The organism is Sulfitobacter sp. SK011 (assembly GCF_003352065.1).
Taxonomy (GTDB): domain Bacteria; phylum Pseudomonadota; class Alphaproteobacteria; order Rhodobacterales; family Rhodobacteraceae; genus Sulfitobacter.
Map to the genome: position 1 here is coordinate 3,461,702 of NZ_CP025803.1, position 24,179 is coordinate 3,485,880.

The window sequence follows — 24,179 nt, forward strand, 5'->3', positions numbered from 1 at the left end:
TTTTGGGGAACCACAATCCATCTGCCGGCGCGCGGCAGGATACCTTTAACGGGAGTTCTGCATGGTATCTGGAACCGCCCTACTTCGCCGGTCGTTAAACAAGACTTGCTTCATTTGCAGCAGGGCAAAGCTGTTCTTCGCTACGGCGTGCGAAGAGGTCTGCTCTGCGGGACAAACCAGAACTTGTCCAAACCGTCAGTCCGCTGTCATAGCGGCAACTTAAACAAACTTAGTCGTGTTAACACCGTGGCGGTACTTTCAGCGGTAGCCCCAAATACAATCCGTAGCAGTGCCCAAACTAATTGCTTCGAACATTGGCTTCCTCCCCCGTGAAACTTCCGTTGCCATTTTGCGCAATTTTGATGCTGATGGGCGGTTGGGATTTTTGCTGAGGTAAACTGGTATCCAACCCAAAGACCATGTGTGGTTTTTGCGCCTGTATCCATTAAATCCCGATGGCTTGCTCGCAATCACATCTGTCCACCAGTTGACTGCATCATGAACGGTGCGGCCCTTGTACTTGGCATTGAAGGCATCGACGCCGAGATTTTCCAACATAGCAGCTCCTTCAATGACCGGAGCGAGGGTTTCGTTGTATTCGTCCTCCAAGCTCAATGCACTCAAGGCAACATTTTTGTGGTCACTATGCCTCTTAAGTTGGCCGATGTTGCCAATGACAAATGGCAGCGCTTGCTGCCAGTTCTTCTGCCCAGCCTTTTTCAGCCGTTTGTCATTTGTAACCGAGCCCCAACTTATGAGGGCAACCCCTGATGCGGCGCGGCTGTCAGGCGCACTATTGCCCTTACGCTGCATTTGATTTTTAACCATTGGCTTGCCCCAAGCAATGAGAGTATCCCGCTCGTCAGATGTCAGTAATCCTTTCGAGTCCATGTAAGTGACATAAATCGCAGTGAGTTTAAGAATTGTAGCTTGAATGTAGAACGGCGAGTTTCCAGACTTATAGCTGGCCTGTGTGTATGTCTTGGCCGCAGCCACTTTCAGTATGTAGTTTTTGAATGCTTGTACATCTTTCCCTGCCATCGTGCGCGATATTCCAATGCCGTAGTAATGCGTGAAGTTAACGCCATCATCATTTGGGAATGGCCTGCGCACGATGGACTGCGATAACTTAAAAGGGTTCACACCAGAAAAGCTTCCACCACATGTTCGAACACTACTTGGTGGCTCCCAAAACGAATTGTTCTGCGCGACTGTCGTCGCGGGATACACAAATGCAAATAATACAATCACGAAAAGGGCGCATTGGTAAAATCTTGTCAGCAAAACCGTATCCTCTCCTACCGAGAAAATCGCGACATCTGTCGTTTCTGCAGCCCTAAGGTTAAGCCAACGACTCTCAGCAAGAAAGCTTTTTTTGCGCTATCACCCATTTTTCCCGGCGACACTGTAATGTTCATTTTGGGCTGATTTTGTTGAAAAACTCCTGCTTGATGAGCGGTGAAGCGGCTGATTCAATTCTCCCAAAGAACGGGAGGATTGGGGATGATGGGACCGAGGCAAGAGGCTCAAGCGGCCTTGTTCTACGAGTTTTCGGTGGAGGATCATGTTCCGCAAGACCACCTTGTACGGTTGATTGATCTGTTTGTTGATCTGACCAGCCTCCGCGCGCATCTGGCGGATTTCTATAGCCACACTGGTCGGCCCTCCATCGACCCAGAGCTGCTGATCCGGATGCTGTTGGTTGGCTATTGTTTTGGCAACCGGTCCGAGCGACGGCTTTGCGAGGAGGTGCATCTGAACTTGGCCTATCGCTGGTTTTGCCGCCTCGATCTGACGGATCGTATCCCGGACCATTCGAGCTTTTCCAAGAATCGTCATGGTCGCTTCCGTGAGAGCGATCTGCTGCGTCATGTCTTCGAGACAACCGTGGCACGCTGCATGCAAGAAGGCTTGGTTGGTGGCCAGGGCTTTGCAGTCGATGCCAGCCTGATCAGCGCGGATGTGCAGAAGCAGAACTCGAGCAACCCAGAGGATTGGGCAGCACGCGAGATTGATCCCGATGATGCACCGTGTGCCGTCTGCGAGTACCTCGATACGCTGGACGACGAAGCTTTCGGTGCGGCGACCTCCGCAAAGCCCAAGTTCACAGCCCATGCTCACCCTGCCAACCAATGGACAGCAGCGCGCAAAGGCCCTGCGTTCTTTGCGTATTCCGACAATTACCTCATCGACACGGACCATGGGATCATCGTTGATGTGGATGCCAGCCGGTCGAACAAGACCGCTGAGGTCGGCGCGATGAGGAAGATGCTGGACCGGACCGAAGAGCGCTTTGGCGTGAAGCCCGATTGGATCGCGGCAGATACGGCCTACGGGTCTTCCGACACTCTGGTCTGGCTGGCATTAAAGCACCAAATCCTCCCCTTCATCCCGGTCTTCCATTGCCCGGCAGGCGATTGCATAGCAATCTGCCGAGAGGGAACAAAGGCGAACGGACCGACGGAACCTTCTCACGATCCGACTTCACATGGGACGACGAGAACGACCGGTACATTTGCCCGGGCGGCAAAGAGATGCGGCATACATGGAGGATCTATTCTGATCCGAAACGGAATGCGCCAGTTTGGAGGTCCCGAAACTATCGGGCGCTGAAATCAGACTGCTCAGGGTGCGAGTTAAAAGCAAAGTGCTGCCCCAACGCCGAAACGCGTTCGGTCCATCGCGATAAATATGAGATCGTCAGAGACTTCGCTCGCCAATGCACTGCATCAGACTTCAACCCCAAGGCCCAGGCGCGACGCAAAAAGGTCGAGATGCTCTTTGCCCACCTCAAACGCATCCTCGGCCTGGGACGGCTCCGCTTGCGAGGGCCATGCGGCGTTCAAGACGAATTTACCCTCGCAGCCACCGCCCAAAACCTCCGAAAACTCGCAAAGCTCAAGCCGATGGAACCAGCCGCTGGTTGAACCTGCGGCTACACTTCAGACATCTGAACGAAATCAAACCGATACCGCAAACAGACGCACCGAAATTAACGACTTTTTCAACGAAATCGGCGGGAACTGGATATTCGCTGCGGGTTCAAACCAGTCGCGTCGGGACATTAAATTCAGACATTGAGAAAACCAAATGCAAGGTTTTTCTGTAGTGCCACAGGTCTGTTCTGAACCTAATGTATCGATTACTGCGAAGAATATGACCGACAGCATAGCTCCCCGCGGAGCCAGCTTTGCTCCAACCGAAGTCAGTCAGGCAGACTTGTGGTTTGCCAACATATGATACCAAATGCTGGCAGTTTCCGCCCCTCTTACCCGGAGTGTAATCAGATGAAAATCACTGCCCTTGAAACTGTGCGCATCGCAGAGCGACCAAATCTAATCTGGGTTCTCGTCCAGACAGATGCGGGCATCACCGGGTTGGGAGAGACGTTTTTCGGGGCTGGCTCTGTAGAGGCCCATATCCATGACTGGATTGCGCCAAAGGTCATCGGGCAGGATCCGCTACAAATAGACCGGTTGGCCGCCGACCTTGTGACCTATGTCGGTTTTCGCTCGGCCGGAGCAGAGATGCGCGGAAACTCTGCTTTTGATATCGCCCTTTGGGATATTTTCGGCAAAGCGACCGGCCAACCCATTGCGCAGCTATTAGGTGGTTTCACGCGGTCCTCTATCCGGACCTACAACACTTGTGCTGGCACAGATTATGTCAAGAAAACCTCGGGGCAGATTACCGCAAACTATGCCCTCGGGCAGGACAATGGCGGTTATGACGACCTGAACGGATTTTTGCACCGCGCCGATGAGCTTGCCTTGTCGCTGCTGGATGAAGGTATCACGGCCATGAAGATTTGGCCCTTCGATCAGGCGGCAGAGAAAAGCCGAGGGCAGTATATTTCAAGCGAAGATATGAAAGCTGCCATTGCGCCTGTCGAAAAGATACGCAAAGCGGTCGGGGACAAGATGGATATCATGATGGAATTTCATGGCATGTGGCAACTTTTGCCCGCCATCCAAATCGCGCGCGCGCTCGAACCCTACGACACATTCTGGCACGAGGACCCAATCCGCATGGACAGTCTTTCAAGCCTGAAACGCTATGCCGACGCGTCCAAATCGCCGATTTCGGCCTCTGAGACTCTGGCCACGCGCTGGGGGTTCCGCGACCTTTTGGAAACTGGGGCAGGCGGAATTATCATGCTCGACATCAGTTGGTGCGGCGGCCTTTCTGAGGCCCGCAAAATCGCGTCGATGGCCGAAGCTTGGCATCTGCCCGTTGCCCCACATGACTGCACGGGGCCTGTGGTTCTTGCGGCCTCGACCCATCTTTCGCTGAACGCGACCAACGCGCTGGTGCAGGAAAGCGTGCGGGCGTTCTACAAGACTTGGTACCGCGATATCGTCACAGCTTTGCCAGAGGTCAAAGACGGGCTGATCACCGTTCCGCCCGGTCCCGGTCTTGGACTGGAGTTAAACCCTGATTTGGACCGCGTTTTTGAAACGACACGCCGGATCACAATCGCCTAGCCCTTCCTTAGAGTCGATGCGCGAATTTTGAGGTCAAATCCAAGGTCGATATTGCGGTTCTCGGGCGTTGGTGCGCCTGCATTCCGGTCCAGAATATATTGCGCAGCGCGCGCGCCGATCTCGGCCCGCGGTGTATTCACCGAAGTGATCGCTGGCTGCATCTGCGAGGTCGTGCCTAAATCGTTAAAGCCGCAAATCCCCATATCCTGCGGGATGCGGATATTGCGCCGATGACATTCAAGCGCGATGCCGACAGCAACGTCATCGTTGTTACAAAAGACACCATCACAATCTGGGACAACTTCAAGCAGTGATCCCAAGAGGTGGCGGCCAATCTCGACACTCGATTTTTGGGGTGTTGTAATTAGCAAAGCCTCATCAAACAGCCCATGCTGTTCCATAATATGGCGATACCCCGCCATCCGTTGCTGCGTCCGCGGGTCCATGCGGGTGCCGACAAATGCGATCCGCCGAAAGCCTTGTGCGATCATATGTGCGACGGCCTCGGAGGCTGCGCGAAAATTGGAGAAGCCGACAATGACATCAATCGGGTTCTCGGAGGTATCCATAACCTGCACAATCGGGCAATCGGCGGCCGTCAGCATCTGGCGGGATTTCTCGGTCTGGTCCACGCCCGCGATGATGATTCCTGCGGGCTTGAGGGTCAAGAATCTTGGGATCATCGCTTCTTCGGTGAGTGCGCTATAGCCGGTATTGCCGATTTGGACCGAATACTTCGTGCCTTCGATCACGCTGCTTGCGCCCGCAAGGACATCTGAAAAGACGTAGTTCGAAAACGAAGGTACCAGCACGCCAATCACTGAAGACCGTTTTGACGCGAGCGTTGATGCGGCGGCGTCTGGCACATAGCCTAGTTTTTCAACGGCGGCAAAAACACGGTCGCGCAAGGCTTTGGACACGCGATCTGGATCACGCAAGGCACGTGATACCGTGATTGCGCTAACTCCTGATTCTTTTCCGACGTCAATAAGTGTCGGCTTTTTCACTGTGTTTTTCCTGTCATCGCTATGTTTATAACCTAAAAATAGCACCATACAAAAGATAATTGACAAATGATTGCGCAAACATTTAGAAATTAATTAACGGGGGGATTAGACATGGCCACTGAAAGCCAGCATTACGCGATCATCATTATGGGCGTCTGTGGCGTTGGTAAAACCTCTGTCGGGCGCACGCTTGCTGCGCGCCTGGGTGCGCGGTTTATCGAGGCTGATGATTACCATTCAGACGAGAACCGAAATGCGATGGCGCAAGGCATTCCCCTGTCGGATGAAATGCGGTTGCCATGGCTTGAGCGTTTGTCAGTCGCGGCCGAGACGGCCCGTCAGACAGAAACCGTCGTCATGGCTTGCTCTGCGCTCAAGCGCAGTTATCGCGATTTATTGCGTGATGGAATCAAGAATCCGCAGTTCGTCTTTCTGAACGGCAACCGCGATCTCATCGCGGAGCGTATTTCCAAAAGGTCGGATCACTTCATGCCCCTGTCTCTTTTGGATAGTCAGATCGCCATTCTAGAACTGCCGACACCGGACGAGCATGTGCTGTCTGTCGATATCGCGCCTTCAAAATCTGTTGTGGACGACACCGTCGAACAGACAGTCCGCAGCCATTCGTTTTTTCACCAGACTACTTGAACCCGAAACATTGAAAATGAGGAGTATCTCAATGTCGCTAAACTTCAAAACACTCACGGCAAGCGTCGCCATGGCACTTGGCCTCGCAACCGCTGCAGTCGCGCAAGACTATTCATTGCGCTTCCAGTCATCGGACCCTGCAGGCAACCCGAACTATGAACTCAAGGTCGAATGGGCCAACAGCGTCAAAGCCTTGACCAATGGTCGGGTCGAGATCGAAATGCTGCCGGTGAATTCCATCGTCCAGCACACCGAGACGCAAGACGCAGTTGCTGCCGGTATCATCGACGGCCACATCACTGACACGTCTTATTTCACCGGCAAAGACGCGGCCTTTGGCCTGATCGCCAACCCCGTTGGCGCATGGTCATCCCCGTATGAGATGTTCGCCTTTCTTGAATATGGCGGCGGCAATGAACTGATGCGCGAAATCCTTGAACCTTATGGCCTGCACTTTATTGGTGCTACCACACCGGGTCTCGAAGCGTTCATTTCCAAGGTGCCTCTGGACGGCGTTGCTGATCTGGCTGGTCTGAAGATGCGCGCGCCAGAAGGTCTGGTGCAGCAAGTGTTCGCGGCCGCCGGTGCAGCGCCTGTGAACCTGCCCGGTTCAGAGGTTTTCACCTCGCTTGATAAAGGCGTGATCGACGCGGCTGACTACACCGTGTTCTCGACCAACCATGCCCAAGGTATGCATGACGTCGCAACCCATCCGGTCTATCCCGGCTTCCACTCTATGCCGCTTGTCGAAGTGTCCATCAACGAAGGGACTTGGGACAGCATGCCAGCAGACATTCAAGCGATCCTGGAAATGTCAGTGCGTGATTTCGCGCACAACATGGTCGCAAAGCTGGCTGCCAACGACACGCTTGCAGTGGCTGAAGCCAACGCAGACCCAAACATCACTGTTCATAACTGGTCAGCAGCAGAACGCGCTAAGTTCCGCACAATTGCCCAAGGCGAATGGAGCAAGGTCGCAAGCCAGTCCCCGAATGCACAGCGCGTCTACGACGTTTTGACAGGCTATCTTGTCTCGCAAGGCATGATCTCTCAGTAGATCGCGAAAACAAATGCCCTGCCCGCAATGCGCGGGCGGGGCAACAATTTTAAGGGGGCTTCCATGACCGAAGAAATTATTGAACGCTTGCATGAAGACCCTGGCGCTGATCCAGATTCTGGCCCGCTTGGCCGCATTATCAATGCAATTGGCATTGTCTTTGCGATTGGCATTCTCATTTCAGCAGGGATCCTCGTGATCGAGATTTTCCTGCGCTACGTTCTGAACGCCCCAACGATCTGGGCCCATGAAACGGTCATATTCCTGACGGCAATCGCTTTCGTCTATGGCGGACTATATGTGGTTGCGCGGAACACGCATATCCGGGTCGTACTGATCTACGACTACCTTCCCAAACCGGTGCGCCGATACTTTGATATCGCAATATCGATCACCTGTTTTCTGGCCTCTGTCATTTTCGCTTGGGCGGCTTGGAAAGGCGTTGAACGCGCCATCTGGACCCCTGCCGGAGATTTCCGGCTTGAGACATCAGGTTCTGCATGGAACCCGCCCACACCCGGTTTTTTGAAGGTCTTTTTGTTTTTGATCCTCATCGTCATGGCGGTGCAGTTTCTTATTTTGACGGCTGCCTATTTCAAGAAAAAGGACCACTAATATGGAGTGGCTTTCATTACTGATCGACTTCAAGTCGATGGGCATCGAATGGGCGACATTTGCAATGTTCGCTTCATTGCTGCTGCTGCTTCTGACCGGGATGCCGCTCGCGTTTGTGACCCTACTGGTCGCGTTGATCTTTGCTTTGGGCTGGTTTGGCCCGATGGCCGTTCCGCTGATCACCAGCCGCATTTTCAGTTTTGTGAATTCCTTCGTCTTTGTGTCGGTCCCGATGTTCGTGTTGATGGCCGCAATCCTGGACAGGTCAGGCATCGCCCGCGATCTGTTCGACGCCATGCGTCTTGTTGGCGGACGGTTGCGCGGTGGTGTGGCCATCCAAACCTTGCTGGTTGCTGTCGTCTTGGCCGCGATGTCAGGTATCATCGGCGGCGAAGTCGTCTTGCTGGGCCTGCTTGCTCTGCCGCAAATGCTGCGCCTTGGATATGACCGCAAGTTGGCCATCGGGGTTTGCTGCGCGGGCGGCGCGTTGGGCACCATGATCCCGCCTTCTATCGTTCTCATCGTCTACGGGCTGACCGCCAACGTCTCGATCGGTGATCTGTTTACCGCATCTTTTGTACCGGGCCTTATGCTGGCTGGGCTTTACGTGGTCTATATTCTGGTACGCGTCCATTTTAACCCTGCGATGGCTCCGATCCCTGAAGAAGGTGAAATCCCACCCGCAGAAAAGCTCCGGCTGCTCAAAGGTTTGTTTTTGCCCGGTTTGGTCGTGTTCTTCGTGCTGGGGTCGATTTATGGTGGCATCGCCAGTGTCACCGAGGCTTCTGCCGTGGGCGTACTTGGTGTGACCTTGTCCACCGTTGTGCGCGGTGAATTCTCGATGGCTTTGCTGTTCGGGGCAGCCCGTCAGACGCTGGCAACCGTCGGTATGATCGTCTGGATCGGGATCGGCGCGACGGCCCTTGTGGGCGTTTTCAACCTGATGGGCGGAATTAATTTCGTGTCCGAACTGATCACCGGAATTTCCGAAGAGCCGATCGTAATCATCCTGTTTATGATGTTGATCTTGTTTGTATTGGGCATGTTTTTAGACTGGGTCGGTATCGCGCTTTTGACGATGCCGATCTTCGTACCTATCGTCGTGTCACTGGGATATGATCCGGTGTGGTTCGGTGTTGTCTTTGCGATGAACATGCAGGTCAGCTTCTTGTCGCCTCCCTTCGGTCCGGCTGCGTTCTACCTCAAAAGCGTAGCGCCGCCTGATATTTCACTGGGAGAGATCTTCCAATCGCTCTTGCCGTTCATCGGGTTGCAAATCCTTGCCCTAGCGTTGCTACTTGCTTTCCCGGGGATCACGCTGATTGAAGGTCTTTAGCGGATTAACCTACTCGAGTTGTCGTTTCGTTAGATGCGACAACTCGTTTGGTGAATCGTGAATTTCGCCAAGATATCGGCTCGCCTATTTCGAAGGGATAGCATTCGTGGCGGGCGTCAAAGGCGTTGGTGCATATGACGGTATTAGTCGTTCCAACAGCATTAAACCTGATATTCACGAGCGGGTGCAATGTTGAGGAATTTCAGAAATTGGTCGAAAGCAGATTCGAAAAACGCTAGGCTGACCTGCAGCGTTGTCTGCTGACCGACGTTTGTGGCTCCGAAATGCTGCCCCAACCACGAATGGCCGCTTCGGCGAGCAGCGCCGTTGCATTTGAGAGTTATAGGTAATGTCCGGTTCGAGCAGTGTTTTCTGCGAGTGATCTTTTGGCATCCCGAAAGCGGACTTTAGCTGCACGACAGAAACCTGGCAAAATGGGCTCTGACCCGGCATTGGCCGCTAAGCCCACGAAGGTCCGATTAACCGTATTGGGTCAGTTGATGACGTGAAGGTCAGATTTATCTGACGTTCTACGTTTTGGTTCTGGCGATCCCGGGAGGACTCGAACCCCCAACATCCTGATTAGAAGTCAGGTGCTCTATCCAGTTGAGCTACGGGACCGCTGCGCGCGGTTGTCCATCATCGGTCTGAATTTGGCAAGCCTTGATCGCGCGCGGGCGGCATTGTTCTGACCGGTCAGGGCGTCGCCAACGTGACATGTTTTTTGTACGACAAATATGAGAACGGCAATGATGCCATGTACATCAGGTTGGCCGTGATCAATGTGGGCCAGGGATAGACCATCAGGCAGACCACCAATACAACCGCAACAACGATGGCGACGGCGAGGTGCCTTTGCTTGATCGACGCATGTTTGATCGAAAACGTCGGAATGGTGCTGATCGCGAGCAGGCCAACGCCGATGATGTAGATGGTGCGCATGAAAGGATAATCCGCGACAGGCCAGCCATAAAGCTGCATGAAAACGGGCATCAGCGCGAGGCAGGCAAGCGCAGGGGCCGGCACCCCGACAAAAAAGTCATCCTTTTTCAGTTTGACGGTGGAGGCCCCGATTGACAGGTTGAACCGCGCAAGCCGCAAGGCACAGCAGACCGCAAGCACCAGGGTCGCAAGCCAGCCCATATTCGCATGTTCGGTCCCAAAATAAAGCGTTTGATACAGCAACAGGCCCGGTGCGATGCCAAAGTTGAAGAAATCCGCCAACGTATCCAGTTCCGCGCCAAACGGGCTTGCGGTATCCAGAAACCGGGCCAGCTTGCCATCAGCGGCATCCAGAAATACAGCCAGCAGGATAAAGTACAACGCCGTCTCAATGCGGCCCTCAAGGCTCATCCGGACCGAGGTCAGCCCCGCGCAAATCGCAAAAACGGTGACCACACTTGGGACAATATGGCGCAGCTTTATGCGATGGGAGCCGTTCATACTGCGATACCGTGGCAGGCCGTATCGGGTTCTGTCAGGTCCGCAAGTATGGTTTCCCCGGCCACCGACGTCTGACCAAGGCAGACCGATGGTTTGACCCCTTTTGGAAGATACACATCAAGGCGGCTGCCAAAGCGGATCAGGCCGAACCGGTGGCCAAGCCCGACAGCCTCTCCCGGTTGCACAAAACAGACAATGCGCCGCGCGACCAGTCCGGCAATCTGAACAACGCCGATGCGCGCACCTGACGCACTCTCGATGGTCAGACCATTGCGTTCGTTGTGTTCGCTGGCTTTATCAAGCGACGCGTTCACAAATTTGCCCTTGTGATAGGCGATCTGGGTCACTTTGCCCGCGATCGGCGCGCGGTTCACATGGCAGTTAAAGACATTCATAAAGACCGATATCCGGGTTAGCGGGGCATCGCCGAGTTCCAGTTCAACGGGCGGGACCACATCGGAAATGAGCGATACAACCCCATCCGCAGGTGAGATGACCAGCCCCTCGCGCTGCGGGACGATGCGCACAGGGTCGCGAAAAAAGTAATAACACCAGACCGTCGCGCCACATCCGATCCAGAACAAAGGATCCCAGATAAAGCCCAGAATGATGGCGATGACAGCAAAGATCGCCACGAATTTGCGGCCTTCCTTGTGCATGGGCACCGCAACGATCTTGAGCATATTCATGGCAGTTCTTTCAAAAATCGTGAAGGGATGAAGGGATCAGAGCCATCCGGCACGCCAAAGTCCGGTCTTTGGTGCCGCACAGCAAGGGGCAGTTAAATCGTCATGTCGGTGGCGTATGCGACCCATCAACGCCAGCGCCCCCAGCGCAGATCAATGGGTCCAGGCACCGCGACGGCCCGTGGCAAAATTTTCGCCGTACCCGCCAGCGCGGATGTTGGGTTTGCGTTTCTGGGGGTCCTGCACCTGTGCATCGATCTTGTTTTCGCGTGCATAATCAACCGCTTCTTCGCGCGTGGCAAATTGTAGGCGGATCTGTGACTGGGTATCAGAAGAAGACGTCCAGCCCATCAATGGGTCAACCTCACGGGATTCGGAGGGGGCAAACTCCAACACCCAGGATTTGGTTTTTGCCGTGCCCGATGACATCGCGGTCCGGGCGGGTTGATAGATACGTGCGCGCATGTCTGCCTCATTGATCAAGTCGGTAGAGACTTATCCGATATTCCGACACCATGGGCAAGAGAATGCGCCAGATTGCACATTTGCACTATCAATGCTGCGATGCAGCATATATGTAGATGGATATGATATTGGAGCCGTTGATGAATCCTTTCGCTCTTTTGAACCTACAGGCACAGATGACATCGCTGGTGATGGATACCCATGCCGTGATGACGCTGCGTCTGATGGGAATGAGCGGCGCGATCCCGGCTCGGCGCGGCGAAAACAACCGCATGGTTGCTGAAAAGGCACCTGCAATGGCCAAGGCTTATGCTGCCGCTTCAAAGGCCGCGATGGCGGGCAATACACCCGACAAGATCATCAGCGCCGCGATGGCCCCTTTAAGCAGAAAAGTCCGCGCCAACCGGAAACGGTTGATGAAGTGACCTGACAGGTCATTGCGACCGCTGTTGCGCCGCAATCCCGGCTGCTGACAGTTTTTGACAACAAGGAGGGTCCGCCCCCTTGAACCTGATGCCAAACATGACACCTATGGAGTTCGCCACCCAAGGACGCCGCCATGCCCTATGCCCAAACCGATTCTTCTGCCGGGATGCCGATTTTGGCAAATCCCGCCCCGGATGTGCGCAGCCGGCCCAAGCTGGAAGGCGGCAGGACGTTCAAGCTGCACACCGAATTTGAACCGGCAGGCGATCAGCCCACCGCAATCCGCGAATTGGCCGACGGTGTCTTGGGCGGCGAACGCGATCAGGTGCTGCTGGGTGCCACCGGCACCGGCAAAACCTTCACCATGGCCAAGGTGATTGAGGAAACGCAGCGCCCGGCGATTATTCTGGCCCCGAACAAGACGCTGGCCGCCCAGCTTTATGGCGAATTCAAAGGGTTCTTTCCCGACAACGCCGTGGAATATTTCGTCAGCTATTATGACTATTACCAGCCCGAAGCCTATGTGGCGCGGTCCGATACCTACATCGAAAAAGAAAGCCAGATCAACGAACAGATCGACCGCATGCGCCACTCGGCCACCCGCGCGCTGCTGGAACGGGACGATGTGATCATCGTGGCCTCTGTGTCGTGCATTTACGGCATCGGGTCGGTCGAAACCTATGGCGCGATGACGCAGGATTTGAAAACCGGGTCGAATTACGACCAGCGTCAGGTCATCGCCGATCTGGTTGCCCAGCAGTACAAACGCAACGATGCCGCGTTTCAGCGCGGATCGTTCCGGGTGCGCGGCGATTCACTCGAAATCTTCCCCGCTCACCTGGATGATCGGGCATGGCGGCTGTCATTTTTTGGCGAGGAACTGGAAAGCATCACGGAATTTGACCCGCTGACAGGTGAAAAGACCGATACATTTGACCAGATCCGTGTCTATGCCAACAGCCACTACGTGACGCCGAAACCAACGATGTCGCAGGCGATCATCGGCATCAAGAAAGAACTGCGCACCCGGCTGGATCAGCTTGTCGCAGACGGCAAACTGCTTGAGGCACAGCGGCTGGAACAGCGCACCAATTTCGATCTTGAGATGCTGGAGGCGACAGGCGTCTGCAACGGCATCGAGAACTATTCCCGTTATCTGACGGGCCGCGCACCGGGCGAACCGCCCCCGACGCTGTTCGAATTCATTCCAGATCATGCGATTGTTTTTGCAGATGAATCCCACGTGTCGGTGCCGCAGATTGGCGGCATGTACAAAGGCGACTATCGGCGCAAATTCACACTGGCCGAACATGGCTTCCGCCTGCCCTCGTGCATGGACAACCGCCCGCTAAAGTTTGAAGAATGGGACGCGATGCGCCCGCAGTCGGTGTTTGTGTCGGCCACCCCTGCCAAATGGGAGATTGAGCAAACTGGCGGTGTTTTCACCGAACAGGTGATCCGACCCACCGGGCTGATCGATCCTCAGATTGAAATCCGCCCCGTTGAAATGCAGGTGGATGACCTGCTTGATGAAGTCCGCAAGGTCGCTGCCGACGGCTATCGCACCCTATGCACCACGCTGACCAAACGCATGGCCGAAGATCTGACCGAATACATGCACGAACAGGGCATACGCGTGCGTTATATGCACAGCGATATCGACACCATCGAACGGATCGAAATTCTGCGCGATCTGCGGCTGGGGGCGTTCGATGTGCTGATCGGCATCAACCTGCTGCGCGAAGGCCTGGACATCCCGGAATGCGGATTGGTTGCAATTCTCGATGCCGACAAGGAAGGGTTTCTGCGCTCTGAAACCTCGCTCATCCAAACCGTGGGCCGCGCCGCGCGCAACGCCGATGGTCGTGTGATCATGTACGCCGACCGCATCACCGGGTCGATGGAACGCGCGATTGGCGAAACAGACCGCCGCCGCGCCAAACAACTGGCCTATAACGAAGAACACGGGATCACGCCGCAGACGGTAAAAAAGAACGTCGATGATATTCTGGCGGGCCTCTACAAAGGCGACGTGGACATGAACCGCGTTACCGCCAAGATCGACAATCCGCTGGCAGGTGGCAATCTGCAAACCGTGCTCGACGGACTGCGAACCGATATGCGTAAGGCTGCCGAGAACCTTGAGTTTGAAGAAGCGGCCCGGTTGCGCGATGAGGTCAAACGCCTTGAGGCGGTTGATCTGGTGATTGCCGACGATCCGATGGCGCGGCAATACGCGGTGGAAAAAGCCGTGGGCGACGCCCAAAAAGCATCAGGGCGCAGCACCGGTGGACGCGGCGGCATGCGCGGCGGAAAATCGCGGTATGGCGGCAAGCGATAACGCTTGGTGTTGGGGCATCGTGCCTTGGTCATTGAAAGAGCGATCTGCATAGAAAAACGCCCTCCAATCTCTTGGAAGGCGCTCTGTGATAGCCACTCGTTGGCCAAACTTTTTAGTCTGAAGCAGTCGCCTCGGCATCTTCGGGCGCAGTGATTTCAAGGCCCGGCACCGTGATCGTCTTCTCTTCCATGGTCACTTCGACCTCTGGCACATCGACTGTCACCTCTTCACTGGTCAGCGCAATTGATCCAACCTCGGCCTCGAATTCAGGCAACGCGCCGGGCTCAATTGAAACATCTACATCCGGCAAACGCGCTTCCTGGGTCTGATCGATATCAATCATGTACACACCCGCGGCGATCACAACAGCGGCGGCAACAGCGCCAATAACAACAACAGAGGTTTTCACATTATATTCCTTATTCAATTCCTTGACCCATCGGGCCTTCCTCTGAAGCAACATCCCTGTCGCGCAGAAAGTTCCAAAAATTTTTTATGGAACCTTTGAATAATTCTGAGTGTTGGGTGAGCAGTTAAGGACATGCACTCACACACTCAGGAGAGACAAAATGGAATATGGAATACTCGGCCTATTGGTATTGATCGCTGACATCTACGCGATCTACCAGATCTTCACATCCAGCGCTTCAACTCTGGCGAAACTGCTTTGGATTGTTGGTGTTCTGGTCTTCCCGGTGGTCGGCTTTATCGTGTGGCTCATCGCGGGTCCACGGGGCGCGTCTGTTCGGGCCTAAGTCCGCACGGAGCTAAGTTTCTACCACACAACTGTCAGGCCCAAAGCGTTCGCTTTGGGCCTTTTCCCGTTCTGTCGCCGCCCCACACCTGATAACTCTTTGTTAACTATAATTAACTATGATCGTTAACGGGAGTTTCCGATGCGGTCTGGTTCATTAATTGTTTTTCTAATCTGGATCGTTTGGGCAACCAGCGCCGATGCCGGTGCGTGGATGCGCGAGAAAGGCACCAGTTTCACATCGGTATCGTTCACCTCAACTTGGTTTCGCGACACGACCAACACCTCTTATCTGGAATACGGCTGGCGTGATGATCTGACCATCGGGGCCGACATCGGCTATGCAACCAGCCGTCAAGGCACCCAATCAGGCTACGGTACGATCTTTATCCGCCGCCCGCTTGGCAAGAACAACGGCCCCAACAAATGGGCCTATGAGCTTGGCGTGGGGGCAGCTTGGGTGGATTTCATCGTCCTTCCCTATCTCAAGACCGGCGTATCCTGGGGGCGTGGGTTCACCCTTAGGGATACGCATGGATGGGCCTCCGTTGACGCATCAGTGTCATGGGAATTAACCACAAGCCATCACCTCACAAAGATTGATACGACAGTTGGGCTTAATTTCACCGACGTCACCGCTGGCATGCTGCAACTCTATCTGGCCCATCTGGACAGAGAGACTTATGCCAGCATCGCCCCTTCAATTGTGATCAAGCCGCGCAACGCCAAATACCGATTGCAGATCGGCGCAGACAGCCAGCTTGGAAACCCGGAATACACCGCCATCAAAATTGGTCTCTGGCGCGAATTCTGAGGCGCAAAAAATTGGCCCCGCCTGATCAATCAAGCAGGGCCAGATACAGGCATTGATTTGGTTCAGCGGTTGTCCATTCGCACGACAACCAGCACCTTACCCTTGACCGGTGTCGGCCAGACGACGCGAATGCGATCCCGGTTCGGTCCCTGAATCTGTTGAACATAAGGCATGGCGTACTGCGTCACGTCCGATGCATCCTTGATGGCACCTTGGGCCACAACGGAATCCACATTCAGCGCCTGCCCCCCAAAGGGCAGATATCCGGATGTATCAATGTCCCAACTGTCAGAAAGGGTGTTTTGCGTAAACTCAATCTCTGCCGCGTTCTGGACCTGCGCGGTGACGGCATGAAACGAATTGCCTTTCATCACCACGTTTCTGCATCGCGAAATGTTCAGATCGGCAAAGGTTGTGTCCACCCGCTCCACCTGGTCAATCGCCCCGATGATGCTGCGGAACCTGTTACCGGTGATGCTGACCCCGCTCAGAAAATGGCCCGCGCCGTGCGGCTTGATCACAATATAGCTGAACCAGGGGGCCACATCGCCGGACAGGAAAATATTATCCGTGATGCTGAGTGAACTGAACGAATACTCCGTATTGAACTCTGGTGCGGAGTCCTGTTCGTTGCTCCATTCGATGAAACAATTGTCCACATAATTGCCGGTAACAATCGAACTAGAATGTGGAGATGTCAGGACAAGCCCAGCCGAGCGGATGCCGTTTGAAACGGAATCCCCTTGAAAAAAGTGGTTGCCGCTGATGATCGAATTTTGCCCGGCAACCAACGCGAAATGCCTAACCTGAGTGGCACGGTTGTCGCGCAGCTTGACGTCATTGGCATTGGTATTCAACGCGATCGTCTTGCGATTTGACACCAGCTCGCCCTCTTCCGACGACAGGAACTGACAGCGGTCCACAAACATCCCCTGGCAGCCCGTGCCAGTTGACGTCAGACCTCGGTCCATCGGGCGGCTGATAAAGCAATCGCGCATGTGAAAAGTGGACCCTGACGGGGCTAGCATCACACCGCTGCATCGGTTGTTACACTGAAACTCAATATCAGCCATCACGAACTTGCTGAGCTGGCTAAAGCCGCTGAAATCAATCAGATACTGGAATTTGCGAAAGGTGAAATTCTGCGTGCCCGCCGCATCATAGAGCGGCGCGTTTAGTGTAACCTCTTGTGTCACCTCATTTTTGGACAGAACATATACCTCACGACCGACGCCCGTCCCTTCGACCAATGCGCCAACAGGCACGTTTGCGACGTTCGTCACGCCTGTCAAAAGGTTAGCGTTAGACGGTGAATAGCTCGCCTGCGACGTGACTTCGACCGTGTCCCATGCGGTGCTTGGCCCCGCTTCCAGCTGCCCGTTTCGGATCACCCGCCGTGTGGCAAAACTGGACCGATCCGGGACTGCCGCCTGCATGTCCAGGGGTTTCAGGACATAGACCTTTCGCCCCCCCAAATCCAAAGATTCATGATCAGAGCTGTTTAGCAGAGCCTGAAACGCCTTCAGGAATGCAACCTCTTCATCCTCGAATGCCTCAATGTAATTGGGCAAGTCAAAGTTCCGGCGCAGCAGCAATTGCGCTGTGGCCGGCATTGTCACTTTGCCCTCAAACTTGACCGGCGTGTCAAACGTCACGTCGCCATTCAGCAAGAAAGTACCTGTAGGGACAAAGACAGTGCGCCCATTGGCCGCGGCATTTGCCGCCTCAAACGCGGTCGTGCAATCGGTCACCCCGTCACCGACTGCGCCATAATCCGTCACGTCAATCAACGATACGAGGTCGCGCAGGAAAACAGATGTGACATCTTCAATCTGAATGTCGTCAATGCGCTCGACGCCGCCAATTTGACCAATAAGGTCCAGCCCCAGATGGCCGTAAACCGCATCCGGTCCCCAAACCATATCAACACCGCCGCGTGACCCCGCGCCAATAATTGCACTGACCTCGACCACCTCACCGTAGGCCGTGAGCGGTTTGGCCGGGCCAAATTCGGGAACACCTGTGACTTTGCTCCCGTCACCCAATGCCGGATAGCCTGCGATGCGCACCGATGGCAGATTGCCACTGATCGCCTTCACTTTTGCACTCACCCGCAGGTAGCACCCCGGTAACAACGGTGTCTGCCCCATATAGCGCAGGGTCTGGGTGGACTGTGTCTTGAGCATCTCCAACGTGCCGCCAAAATCCTGATCCGCCGGCACAAAGGCCGCATTCGTGGCATTGGCATAGGTATCCGACCCCGGCGTGCCGTCGCCGCTTGAATACACATCCAACCCATCCGCAAACGCAGGTGGCATCAACAATACGCCGTCGGTAATCGCCTTGTTCATCGAAAAATCCCTTTCCCCGGTGCCTGCAAAAACGCGGCAACCCGTTGATTGCTGTCAAAGCCCGACGACTGCCGGTGCGAGGTCAGGGAAGTATCAATGTCGGGTTAATGGAGGATGCGAGGTGCGTGCGGTGGGGGGCGCAACGGGTGGTAATTTGGTAAGGTCTGTTTTGCGGGACTTAGCCGCCGTCGGGACTTCTCGATTGGACAAACAATTTAACCCTTAATTGAACCAAACGAAGTAGGCGAAAAATCCCCTCTCGAAGATGTCGATCATAGTCTCAGCGGTTTGAGCTGAGACCATCTCGCCCTCCTCAAGATATGGAATTACCGTCGCCCCTTGTGCGATCATCACCGGATCGAACGTTCCCGGGTCTTCGAACATACGTCGAACGTTGACGCCTTTATCTAAGAAACGCCAATGGGCAATCAACTTGCGACCCTCAAGTACATCTTCGGCTGTATCAAGAAACCCGTGCCAACCTTCAACAACCTGCTGATTGACTCGCATTCTCGGGAACCTTGGGGTTTGCTTGGGGGAAGGCAGCCACTCGTACTTGTCGTCGCTTTCTTGGAGTATGCGACGCCAGTTCTCCCTGCTCAGATCAATCATCGTCAACAGGTGAATTCTAGAATTTGCCATCCGACCTTCGTCGACAATTGGCCAATCGAAACGGTGAATGAATGCAATGATGTCGGCAATGCCTCCATACTCCAGGAAATTCTCCGCCCGGCGATATTCCGATCCGTATTCTCGGTTCCATTTCGCCCATTCGCGACCTTTGGGTGTGCTTGCCCACGACTCGCGACTGGGCTTGTTTGGGTCATTCCAGTCGTAGGATCTGGTGGCTTCCCAATAGCCGATTGGGGGCGCATGCTGTTCCAAGAAAATCATGGCGTCTGCGGCGGAGCTGCGAATTTCAGAGGATTTCAGTTTTGAGTCGGGAAACAGGAAATGGAAAGTTTCGTCAAAGGTTTGGCGCCAATCGTGCGCCAGCAGAAACTCGGTCATTGCTCGCAAGAGATGAGTATAACCACGAAGCCAGGGGGCATCGCTTTGGTCAAAATCAAACTTTAGACCCCTGGCTGGGGGTCTCATTTGAGAAACCGCCGAGAACAGATTGACGAGGTTTTCTTCCGGCCCAACCTGACCATCACCATCCAAGTCAAGCGACAAAGCGCCAATGTCCAATGCATAGTCGAACTCTTCAGTGCCAATGCCCGCGAGAGTCATGTCAGCCAAGGAAAGATCGTCACCAAATCTTTGTAGGACATCGCGTAGCCCTTCATATGTGACTGGCTGTGGGTCTGGGTTTGGAGGCACTGGGACCCTCAAGAATGGAAGATCCGCAAGGTCCATCCACATCCCGGTTGACACGGCATTACCGAGACCAAACGCGTGGAGCCCGTTTCCCAATCGCTCGATTGCGTATAGGAATTGAGCAGTTCCAAGCGCAAACTTGGCTTTTTGAGAATCTTCAACTCGAACCCATGTCTCGGCGAGCGCCAGAGCATCGTGTGTCCGACCTACTTCGAGTAAATCGCCAAACTCTTCCTCGGTTCCGCTGGCTGCAGGGGCACCGAAAAAAAACGCCATAACGAAAATTGCTGCCGCGCGTCGGCCAAGATTCATAGTTATGAAACCCCTCTGTTGAAATCCCAACCGACTATAGCAACGATCAACACACGGTAATTGACATGGATCATACCCCCAACACTGGATCACTGAATTCCGCTTACAATGCGTCTGCTTTGGGCTCAAAGCCGACATTGCCCCAACCCCATCACCCCCCGTACATCACACCCCAGCGCTCAATCAGCGCCTGTTGAACGCGTTTGGCCCGCCCATTCCACGACCGGGCACCGGGCGGGCGTTCCCGGTCTGCACGGCTGATCTTGATGCGCTTTGCCTCATCCGCGGCAAAGATGGCAAAAACCAACTCTGTTCCGTCCTTGGCCGTCACATACCCGGCAAGACCAGAGACGAAATTCAGCGTTCCGGTCTTGGCATTCACGATGATCGGGTGATTGTCATTCGGACGCCCCTTTTCATCCCGCATCACGAATTGCTTGAGGATCGGCCGCAACCCGGTGTCGCGCATTTTCAGCAGCGCCCTCGCCATATCCAAGGCCGAGACCATGCTGTCATCGCCCAGTCCCGAATGGTCCACCAGCTTCGGCGCGACCATGTCCAGCGATGCGATCGCCCATCGGTTCATCTCGGCGGCCGATGCCCGCAAGCTCCCAACCGCACCGATGCGTTTTTGGGTCGCAGCAAGCCCCACCATCTCTGCCGTCAGGTTGGTCGAAAATTTCAGCATATCTCGCAGAATGCCGCGCAGGTCGCCGCTTTTGCGTGTCACAACAAGCGTCCCGGTTGGCAGCTCTGTGATCATCTGGGGCCGCCCCAACCTGATGCCTTGTGACCCCGCCAGCGTGGCAAAAACGTCGCCAACATAAAGACCCGGCTTGCGCACCGGCAGCCACCGCGCGCCCCCATTGCCCAGCGCGCCCTTGGCAACGGTCCAGTTGTCCCGGCCCGCAAGATCCTCGTAGGTATAGATCGGTACCTTGCGGTCCTTGACCTGCATAGCAGCCATCATGACAGATGGGCGGTATTTCTCTGTGCGGCCCTGCATGGTGACGGTGTAATCACCACCCGCCCGTTTCCATTCAAAATGCACCCGGTTGTAGTTAAGCGCGATGCCAGACACGCCGGGGTTATAGCCCACATGATCGGGCTGTTCAGGGTCAATTTGGCGCAGCACCGGCAAGGACGCCTCATATACTTTGAAATCGCCCTTCACACTGCGCACGCCCTTGACCTTCAACTCGGCCGCCATATCCGCCAGACCGTCTGTATCAAGCGTTGGATCACCACCGCCGATCAAGATGAGATCCCCCTGAACCTCCCCATTCACGATGCCCCCTGTCGCACAAAGCCGGGTCGTAAACCGATGATCCGCACCCAATGCATCCAATGCATAAAGCGCTGTGATCGCCTTGGTCACACTCGCCGGGGGCGTGCCTTCGCGTTCGTTTTCACACTCCAGCCACCGCCCGGTGCGCACATCCGCCACCGCAAAGGCCACCTGCCCGGACAGCTTTTCTGATCGAATGATCTCTTCGGCGCTGCGCACCGCGCGCTTATAAAAGTCTTCACCGCGCAACACCGGGCGCAAGGACGCCGTTGGTGGTCCCGCAAAAACCTGCGATCCCATCACGGTGCTGGCACCCACCGACCCCAGGAAATATCGCCGCGATATGCGACGTGACAAACCATTGCTCATGAGGACAACTTAAACCGCACCTCGGCCCCGTCCACAAGCTCCCGCAAATCACATTTTAGCGCCGGACCACCATGGTTCCGGCACTATGCTTTTGCGGCGTGGTCACACCCGCGCCCCTGCCCGGCTACGCGGACCACGCGCCCGCCGCACGAATGGCACTGGACGACACATCCACCATCGGCACATTCACAAAACACCACGCAGGTGCCTTTGAATGTGCCAGCAATTGCGCATGCCGACCCGCAATGCGGTAAGGCGCATAAAGTGCTGCCGCCCGGCTCATCCGCGCCGAAATTCGCTGTCCCGGCCGGGCAAGCACGCCCACCGGCACCGTTTCCATAATCTGCCGCCAGTCCTGCCAGTGATGAAATTGCGCCAGATTGTCCGCCCCCATCAACCAGACAAACCGCACCTGCGGGTAAAGCCCGCGCAACTTTGCCAGGGTTTGCGCCGTGTACCGCGTCCCGATCCGGTTTTCTATGTCCGTGACCTCAACGCGGGGGTGCTGCATCACGTCACGCGCATGGGCCAGCCGTTTGGCCAATGGCGCTGGCCCGTGTCTTTTCAAAGGATTGCCCGGCGTCACCAGCCACCACACCCGATCCAGCCCGAACCGTTTGAGGGCCTCGCGGGTGATATGCGCATGCCCGGCATGCGCAGGGTCAAACGACCCTCCCAACAGGCCGATAACCTGCCCCGGTGCTGCATATGGAAAGTGATGGCGCAAAAGAAACGGCCCCCAAGTTACCTTAGGGGCCGTTCAAACGGGCATCTCGGCCCTTTGTCAATCTTGATCAAAGTACTTCTCGAAATACCTGGCGAATAGAATATCACTTAACGCGTTGAAATCTTCGATTTCAGGCAGCGTTAAGTGATGCAGGTTTTTCGAAAGTGCTACCGATCAAACGTGCTTCTTGATCTCGCCTGATTTCAGGCGGCCAAAATAGCTGTTCATTTCGCGCTTTACGATTGGCATCAAGAAATACAATGCCGTGATGTTTACAACCGACATGGCAAAGATCGCCGCATCAGAGAAGTCGATGACCGGACCAAGGCTGGCCGCCGCACCAATCACGATAAAGATGCAGAAGATGATCTTGAACACAAGCTCGGTCGTTTTGCCTTCGCCAAAGATATAAGTCCATGCCTTCAGGCCATAGTAGGACCAGCTGATCATGGTCGAGAACGCGAACAGAACGACTGCAACGGCCAGCACATAGGGGAACCAGCTGAACCCGGTGGCAAAGGCCGCCGATGTCAGTGCCACGCCCGATACACCATCAACAGTTGCGATGGCCGTTCCGGCTTCATTCAACTGGAACAGACCAGTTGCCGGATCAACGATCAACGTACCTGAAATGGTGATCACGAGGGCAGTCATCGTACAGATCACAACCGTGTCGATGAACGGCTCCAACAAGGATACGACGCCTTCGGTCACAGGCTCTTTGGTTCTCACCGCAGAGTGCGCAATTGCCGCAGAACCAACGCCCGCTTCGTTCGAAAACGCCGCCCGCTTAAAGCCTTGGATCAATGCACCGACAAAACCACCTGCAACACCAAGCCCGGTAAAGGCCCCGGCAAAGATCTGGCCAAACGCATCGCCAATGTGCTGGTAGTTGACGATCAGGATCACCAACGCCGCCGCGACATAAAGAATGCCCATGAATGGCACGACCTTTTCAGTCACTTGTGCGATGGATTTGATCCCGCCGACGATCACTGCGAATACGACACCGGCAAAGATGATGCCTGTGATCCAGCCTGGGAAATCGCCAAAAATACCCGAGATTTGCGCATGTGCTTGGTTGGCTTGGAACATGTTGCCCCCGCCCAATGCACCCAGGATACAAAAGATTGAGAACATGATCGCCAGAAACTTGCCACCCGGCAATCCGCGCTCCGCAAAACCCTTTGACATATAATACATCGGGCCACCGGAAACCGCCCCGTCCGGGTATTCATTTCGGTATTTCACACCCAGCGTACATTCAGTGAATTTGGACGCCATCCCCAAAAGACCCGCAAGGATCATCCAGAACGTGGCACCCGGACCACCAATACCAACGGCAACCGCCACACCGGCGATATTACCCAAACCAACAGTACCCGAAAGCGCCGTTGTCAGCGCTTGGAAATGGCTAACCTCGCCCGCATCATCGGGATCAGAATAGTCACCTTTGACAAGGCTGATCGCATGCCCAAAGGCTCTGAGCTGAATAAAGCCAAAATAGATGGTAAAGATTGATGCGGCCACAACAAGCCACAGCACGATCCAAGGGAACGCAGTACCCGGTAGCGGTGCAAAGATCAGGTTCACGAACCATCCAGTCGATCCCGCAAAAAGATCATTGATCTTTTGGTCCATGCTGACGGCTTCTTGGGCAGCAGCGAATGTGGGGACAGACAGCGCAGCGGCGGCCATCCCCGTTTGAATAAATCGTTTCATGTTTGCTTACCTCA

General features: G+C 54.9%; 20 protein-coding genes, 1 tRNA gene and 1 pseudogene. 10 read left to right on the forward strand and 12 right to left on the reverse strand.

What is annotated here, in order from left to right; translation table 11 throughout:
• Positions 1–258: 258 nt before the first annotated feature.
• Positions 259–1,284, reverse strand: a complete 1,026-nt coding sequence (locus C1J02_RS16960) for a hypothetical protein (RefSeq protein WP_162798361.1) — start codon at positions 1,282–1,284, stop codon at positions 259–261.
• A 219-nt stretch (positions 1,285–1,503) separates the two neighbouring features.
• Here C1J02_RS16960 and C1J02_RS16965 point away from each other — a divergent pair.
• A pseudogene (locus C1J02_RS16965) lies at positions 1,504–2,927 on the forward strand (transposase).
• A 360-nt stretch (positions 2,928–3,287) separates the two neighbouring features.
• Positions 3,288–4,484, forward strand: a complete 1,197-nt coding sequence (locus C1J02_RS16970) for a mandelate racemase/muconate lactonizing enzyme family protein (protein WP_114879638.1) — start codon at positions 3,288–3,290, stop codon at positions 4,482–4,484.
• On the opposite strand, the gene C1J02_RS16975 is transcribed toward C1J02_RS16970, so the two are convergent.
• On the reverse strand, positions 4,481–5,491 hold the full coding sequence (locus C1J02_RS16975) for a LacI family DNA-binding transcriptional regulator (protein ID WP_114880672.1): 1,011 nt from the start codon (positions 5,489–5,491) through the stop codon (positions 4,481–4,483). The two genes, C1J02_RS16970 and C1J02_RS16975, sit on opposite strands and share 4 nt — an antisense overlap.
• A gap of 111 nt (positions 5,492–5,602) precedes the next feature.
• On the opposite strand from C1J02_RS16975, the gene C1J02_RS16980 reads away from it, so the two are divergent.
• The 4 genes from C1J02_RS16980 (at position 5,603) to C1J02_RS16995 (ending at position 9,147) form a co-directional block, all read left to right on the forward strand.
• Complete coding sequence (locus C1J02_RS16980; RefSeq protein ID WP_114879639.1) at positions 5,603–6,139, forward strand: gluconokinase; 537 nt, start codon at positions 5,603–5,605, stop codon at positions 6,137–6,139.
• A gap of 31 nt (positions 6,140–6,170) precedes the next feature.
• The gene (locus tag C1J02_RS16985; protein WP_114879640.1) at positions 6,171–7,196 is read left to right on the forward strand and encodes a TRAP transporter substrate-binding protein; all 1,026 of its coding nucleotides are present in this window, start codon (positions 6,171–6,173) and stop codon (positions 7,194–7,196) included.
• 63 nt (positions 7,197–7,259) lie between these two features.
• Positions 7,260–7,811, forward strand: a complete 552-nt coding sequence (locus tag C1J02_RS16990; RefSeq protein ID WP_114880673.1) for a TRAP transporter small permease subunit — start codon at positions 7,260–7,262, stop codon at positions 7,809–7,811.
• Position 7,812: 1 nt separating this feature from the next.
• Positions 7,813–9,147, forward strand: a complete 1,335-nt coding sequence (locus tag C1J02_RS16995) for a TRAP transporter large permease subunit (RefSeq protein WP_114879641.1) — start codon at positions 7,813–7,815, stop codon at positions 9,145–9,147.
• Positions 9,148–9,691: 544 nt separating this feature from the next.
• On the opposite strand, the gene C1J02_RS17000 is transcribed toward C1J02_RS16995, so the two are convergent.
• From C1J02_RS17000 to C1J02_RS17015, 4 genes are all read right to left on the reverse strand, one after another.
• Positions 9,692–9,768, reverse strand: a tRNA-Arg gene (locus C1J02_RS17000).
• A gap of 75 nt (positions 9,769–9,843) precedes the next feature.
• On the reverse strand, positions 9,844–10,590 hold the full coding sequence (locus C1J02_RS17005; RefSeq protein WP_114879642.1) for a phosphatidylcholine/phosphatidylserine synthase: 747 nt from the start codon (positions 10,588–10,590) through the stop codon (positions 9,844–9,846).
• Entirely contained in the window at positions 10,587–11,279 is a 693-nt protein-coding gene (locus tag C1J02_RS17010; RefSeq protein WP_114879643.1) for a phosphatidylserine decarboxylase, read from the reverse strand. Before C1J02_RS17010 ends, C1J02_RS17005 begins: the two co-directional genes overlap by 4 nt.
• Positions 11,280–11,429: 150 nt before the next feature.
• The gene (locus C1J02_RS17015) at positions 11,430–11,741 is read right to left on the reverse strand and encodes an ETC complex I subunit (RefSeq protein WP_114879644.1); all 312 of its coding nucleotides are present in this window, start codon (positions 11,739–11,741) and stop codon (positions 11,430–11,432) included.
• 140 nt (positions 11,742–11,881) lie between these two features.
• Between C1J02_RS17015 and C1J02_RS17020 the strand changes: the two genes are divergently transcribed.
• Positions 11,882–12,166 carry an antifreeze protein gene (locus tag C1J02_RS17020; protein WP_114880674.1) on the forward strand — a complete coding sequence of 95 codons (285 nt, stop codon included), beginning with the start codon at positions 11,882–11,884 and terminating at the stop codon, positions 12,164–12,166.
• 134 nt (positions 12,167–12,300) lie between these two features.
• On the forward strand, positions 12,301–14,508 hold the full coding sequence (gene uvrB / locus C1J02_RS17025) for an excinuclease ABC subunit UvrB (RefSeq protein WP_114879645.1): 2,208 nt from the start codon (positions 12,301–12,303) through the stop codon (positions 14,506–14,508).
• A 112-nt stretch (positions 14,509–14,620) separates the two neighbouring features.
• Here uvrB and C1J02_RS17030 read toward each other — a convergent pair whose 3' ends face one another.
• Positions 14,621–14,917: a hypothetical protein gene (locus C1J02_RS17030; RefSeq protein ID WP_114880675.1), complete on the reverse strand. Its 297-nt coding sequence runs from the start codon at positions 14,915–14,917 to the stop codon at positions 14,621–14,623.
• A gap of 160 nt (positions 14,918–15,077) precedes the next feature.
• Between C1J02_RS17030 and C1J02_RS17035 the strand changes: the two genes are divergently transcribed.
• A complete protein-coding gene (locus tag C1J02_RS17035) occupies positions 15,078–15,263 on the forward strand; it encodes a PLD nuclease N-terminal domain-containing protein (RefSeq protein WP_114879646.1) in 186 nt (61 codons plus the stop codon).
• Positions 15,264–15,404: 141 nt separating this feature from the next.
• Positions 15,405–16,076, forward strand: coding sequence for a hypothetical protein (locus tag C1J02_RS17040; RefSeq protein ID WP_114879647.1), 672 nt, complete (start codon positions 15,405–15,407; stop codon positions 16,074–16,076).
• Between the two features lie 62 nt (positions 16,077–16,138).
• Here C1J02_RS17040 and C1J02_RS17045 read toward each other — a convergent pair whose 3' ends face one another.
• From C1J02_RS17045 to C1J02_RS17065, 5 genes are all read right to left on the reverse strand, one after another.
• On the reverse strand, positions 16,139–18,427 hold the full coding sequence (locus C1J02_RS17045) for a glycosyl hydrolase family 28-related protein (RefSeq protein WP_114879648.1): 2,289 nt from the start codon (positions 18,425–18,427) through the stop codon (positions 16,139–16,141).
• A 222-nt stretch (positions 18,428–18,649) separates the two neighbouring features.
• Positions 18,650–20,059, reverse strand: coding sequence for a hypothetical protein (locus C1J02_RS17050; protein WP_114879649.1), 1,410 nt, complete (start codon positions 20,057–20,059; stop codon positions 18,650–18,652).
• Between the two features lie 151 nt (positions 20,060–20,210).
• Positions 20,211–21,716: a D-alanyl-D-alanine carboxypeptidase/D-alanyl-D-alanine-endopeptidase gene (dacB, locus tag C1J02_RS17055; protein WP_254693142.1), complete on the reverse strand. Its 1,506-nt coding sequence runs from the start codon at positions 21,714–21,716 to the stop codon at positions 20,211–20,213.
• A 124-nt stretch (positions 21,717–21,840) separates the two neighbouring features.
• Entirely contained in the window at positions 21,841–22,443 is a 603-nt protein-coding gene (locus C1J02_RS17060) for a nicotinate-nucleotide adenylyltransferase (protein WP_114879650.1), read from the reverse strand.
• A 174-nt stretch (positions 22,444–22,617) separates the two neighbouring features.
• Positions 22,618–24,165, reverse strand: a complete 1,548-nt coding sequence (locus tag C1J02_RS17065) for a sodium:alanine symporter family protein (protein WP_114879651.1) — start codon at positions 24,163–24,165, stop codon at positions 22,618–22,620.
• Positions 24,166–24,179 lie beyond the last annotated feature (14 nt).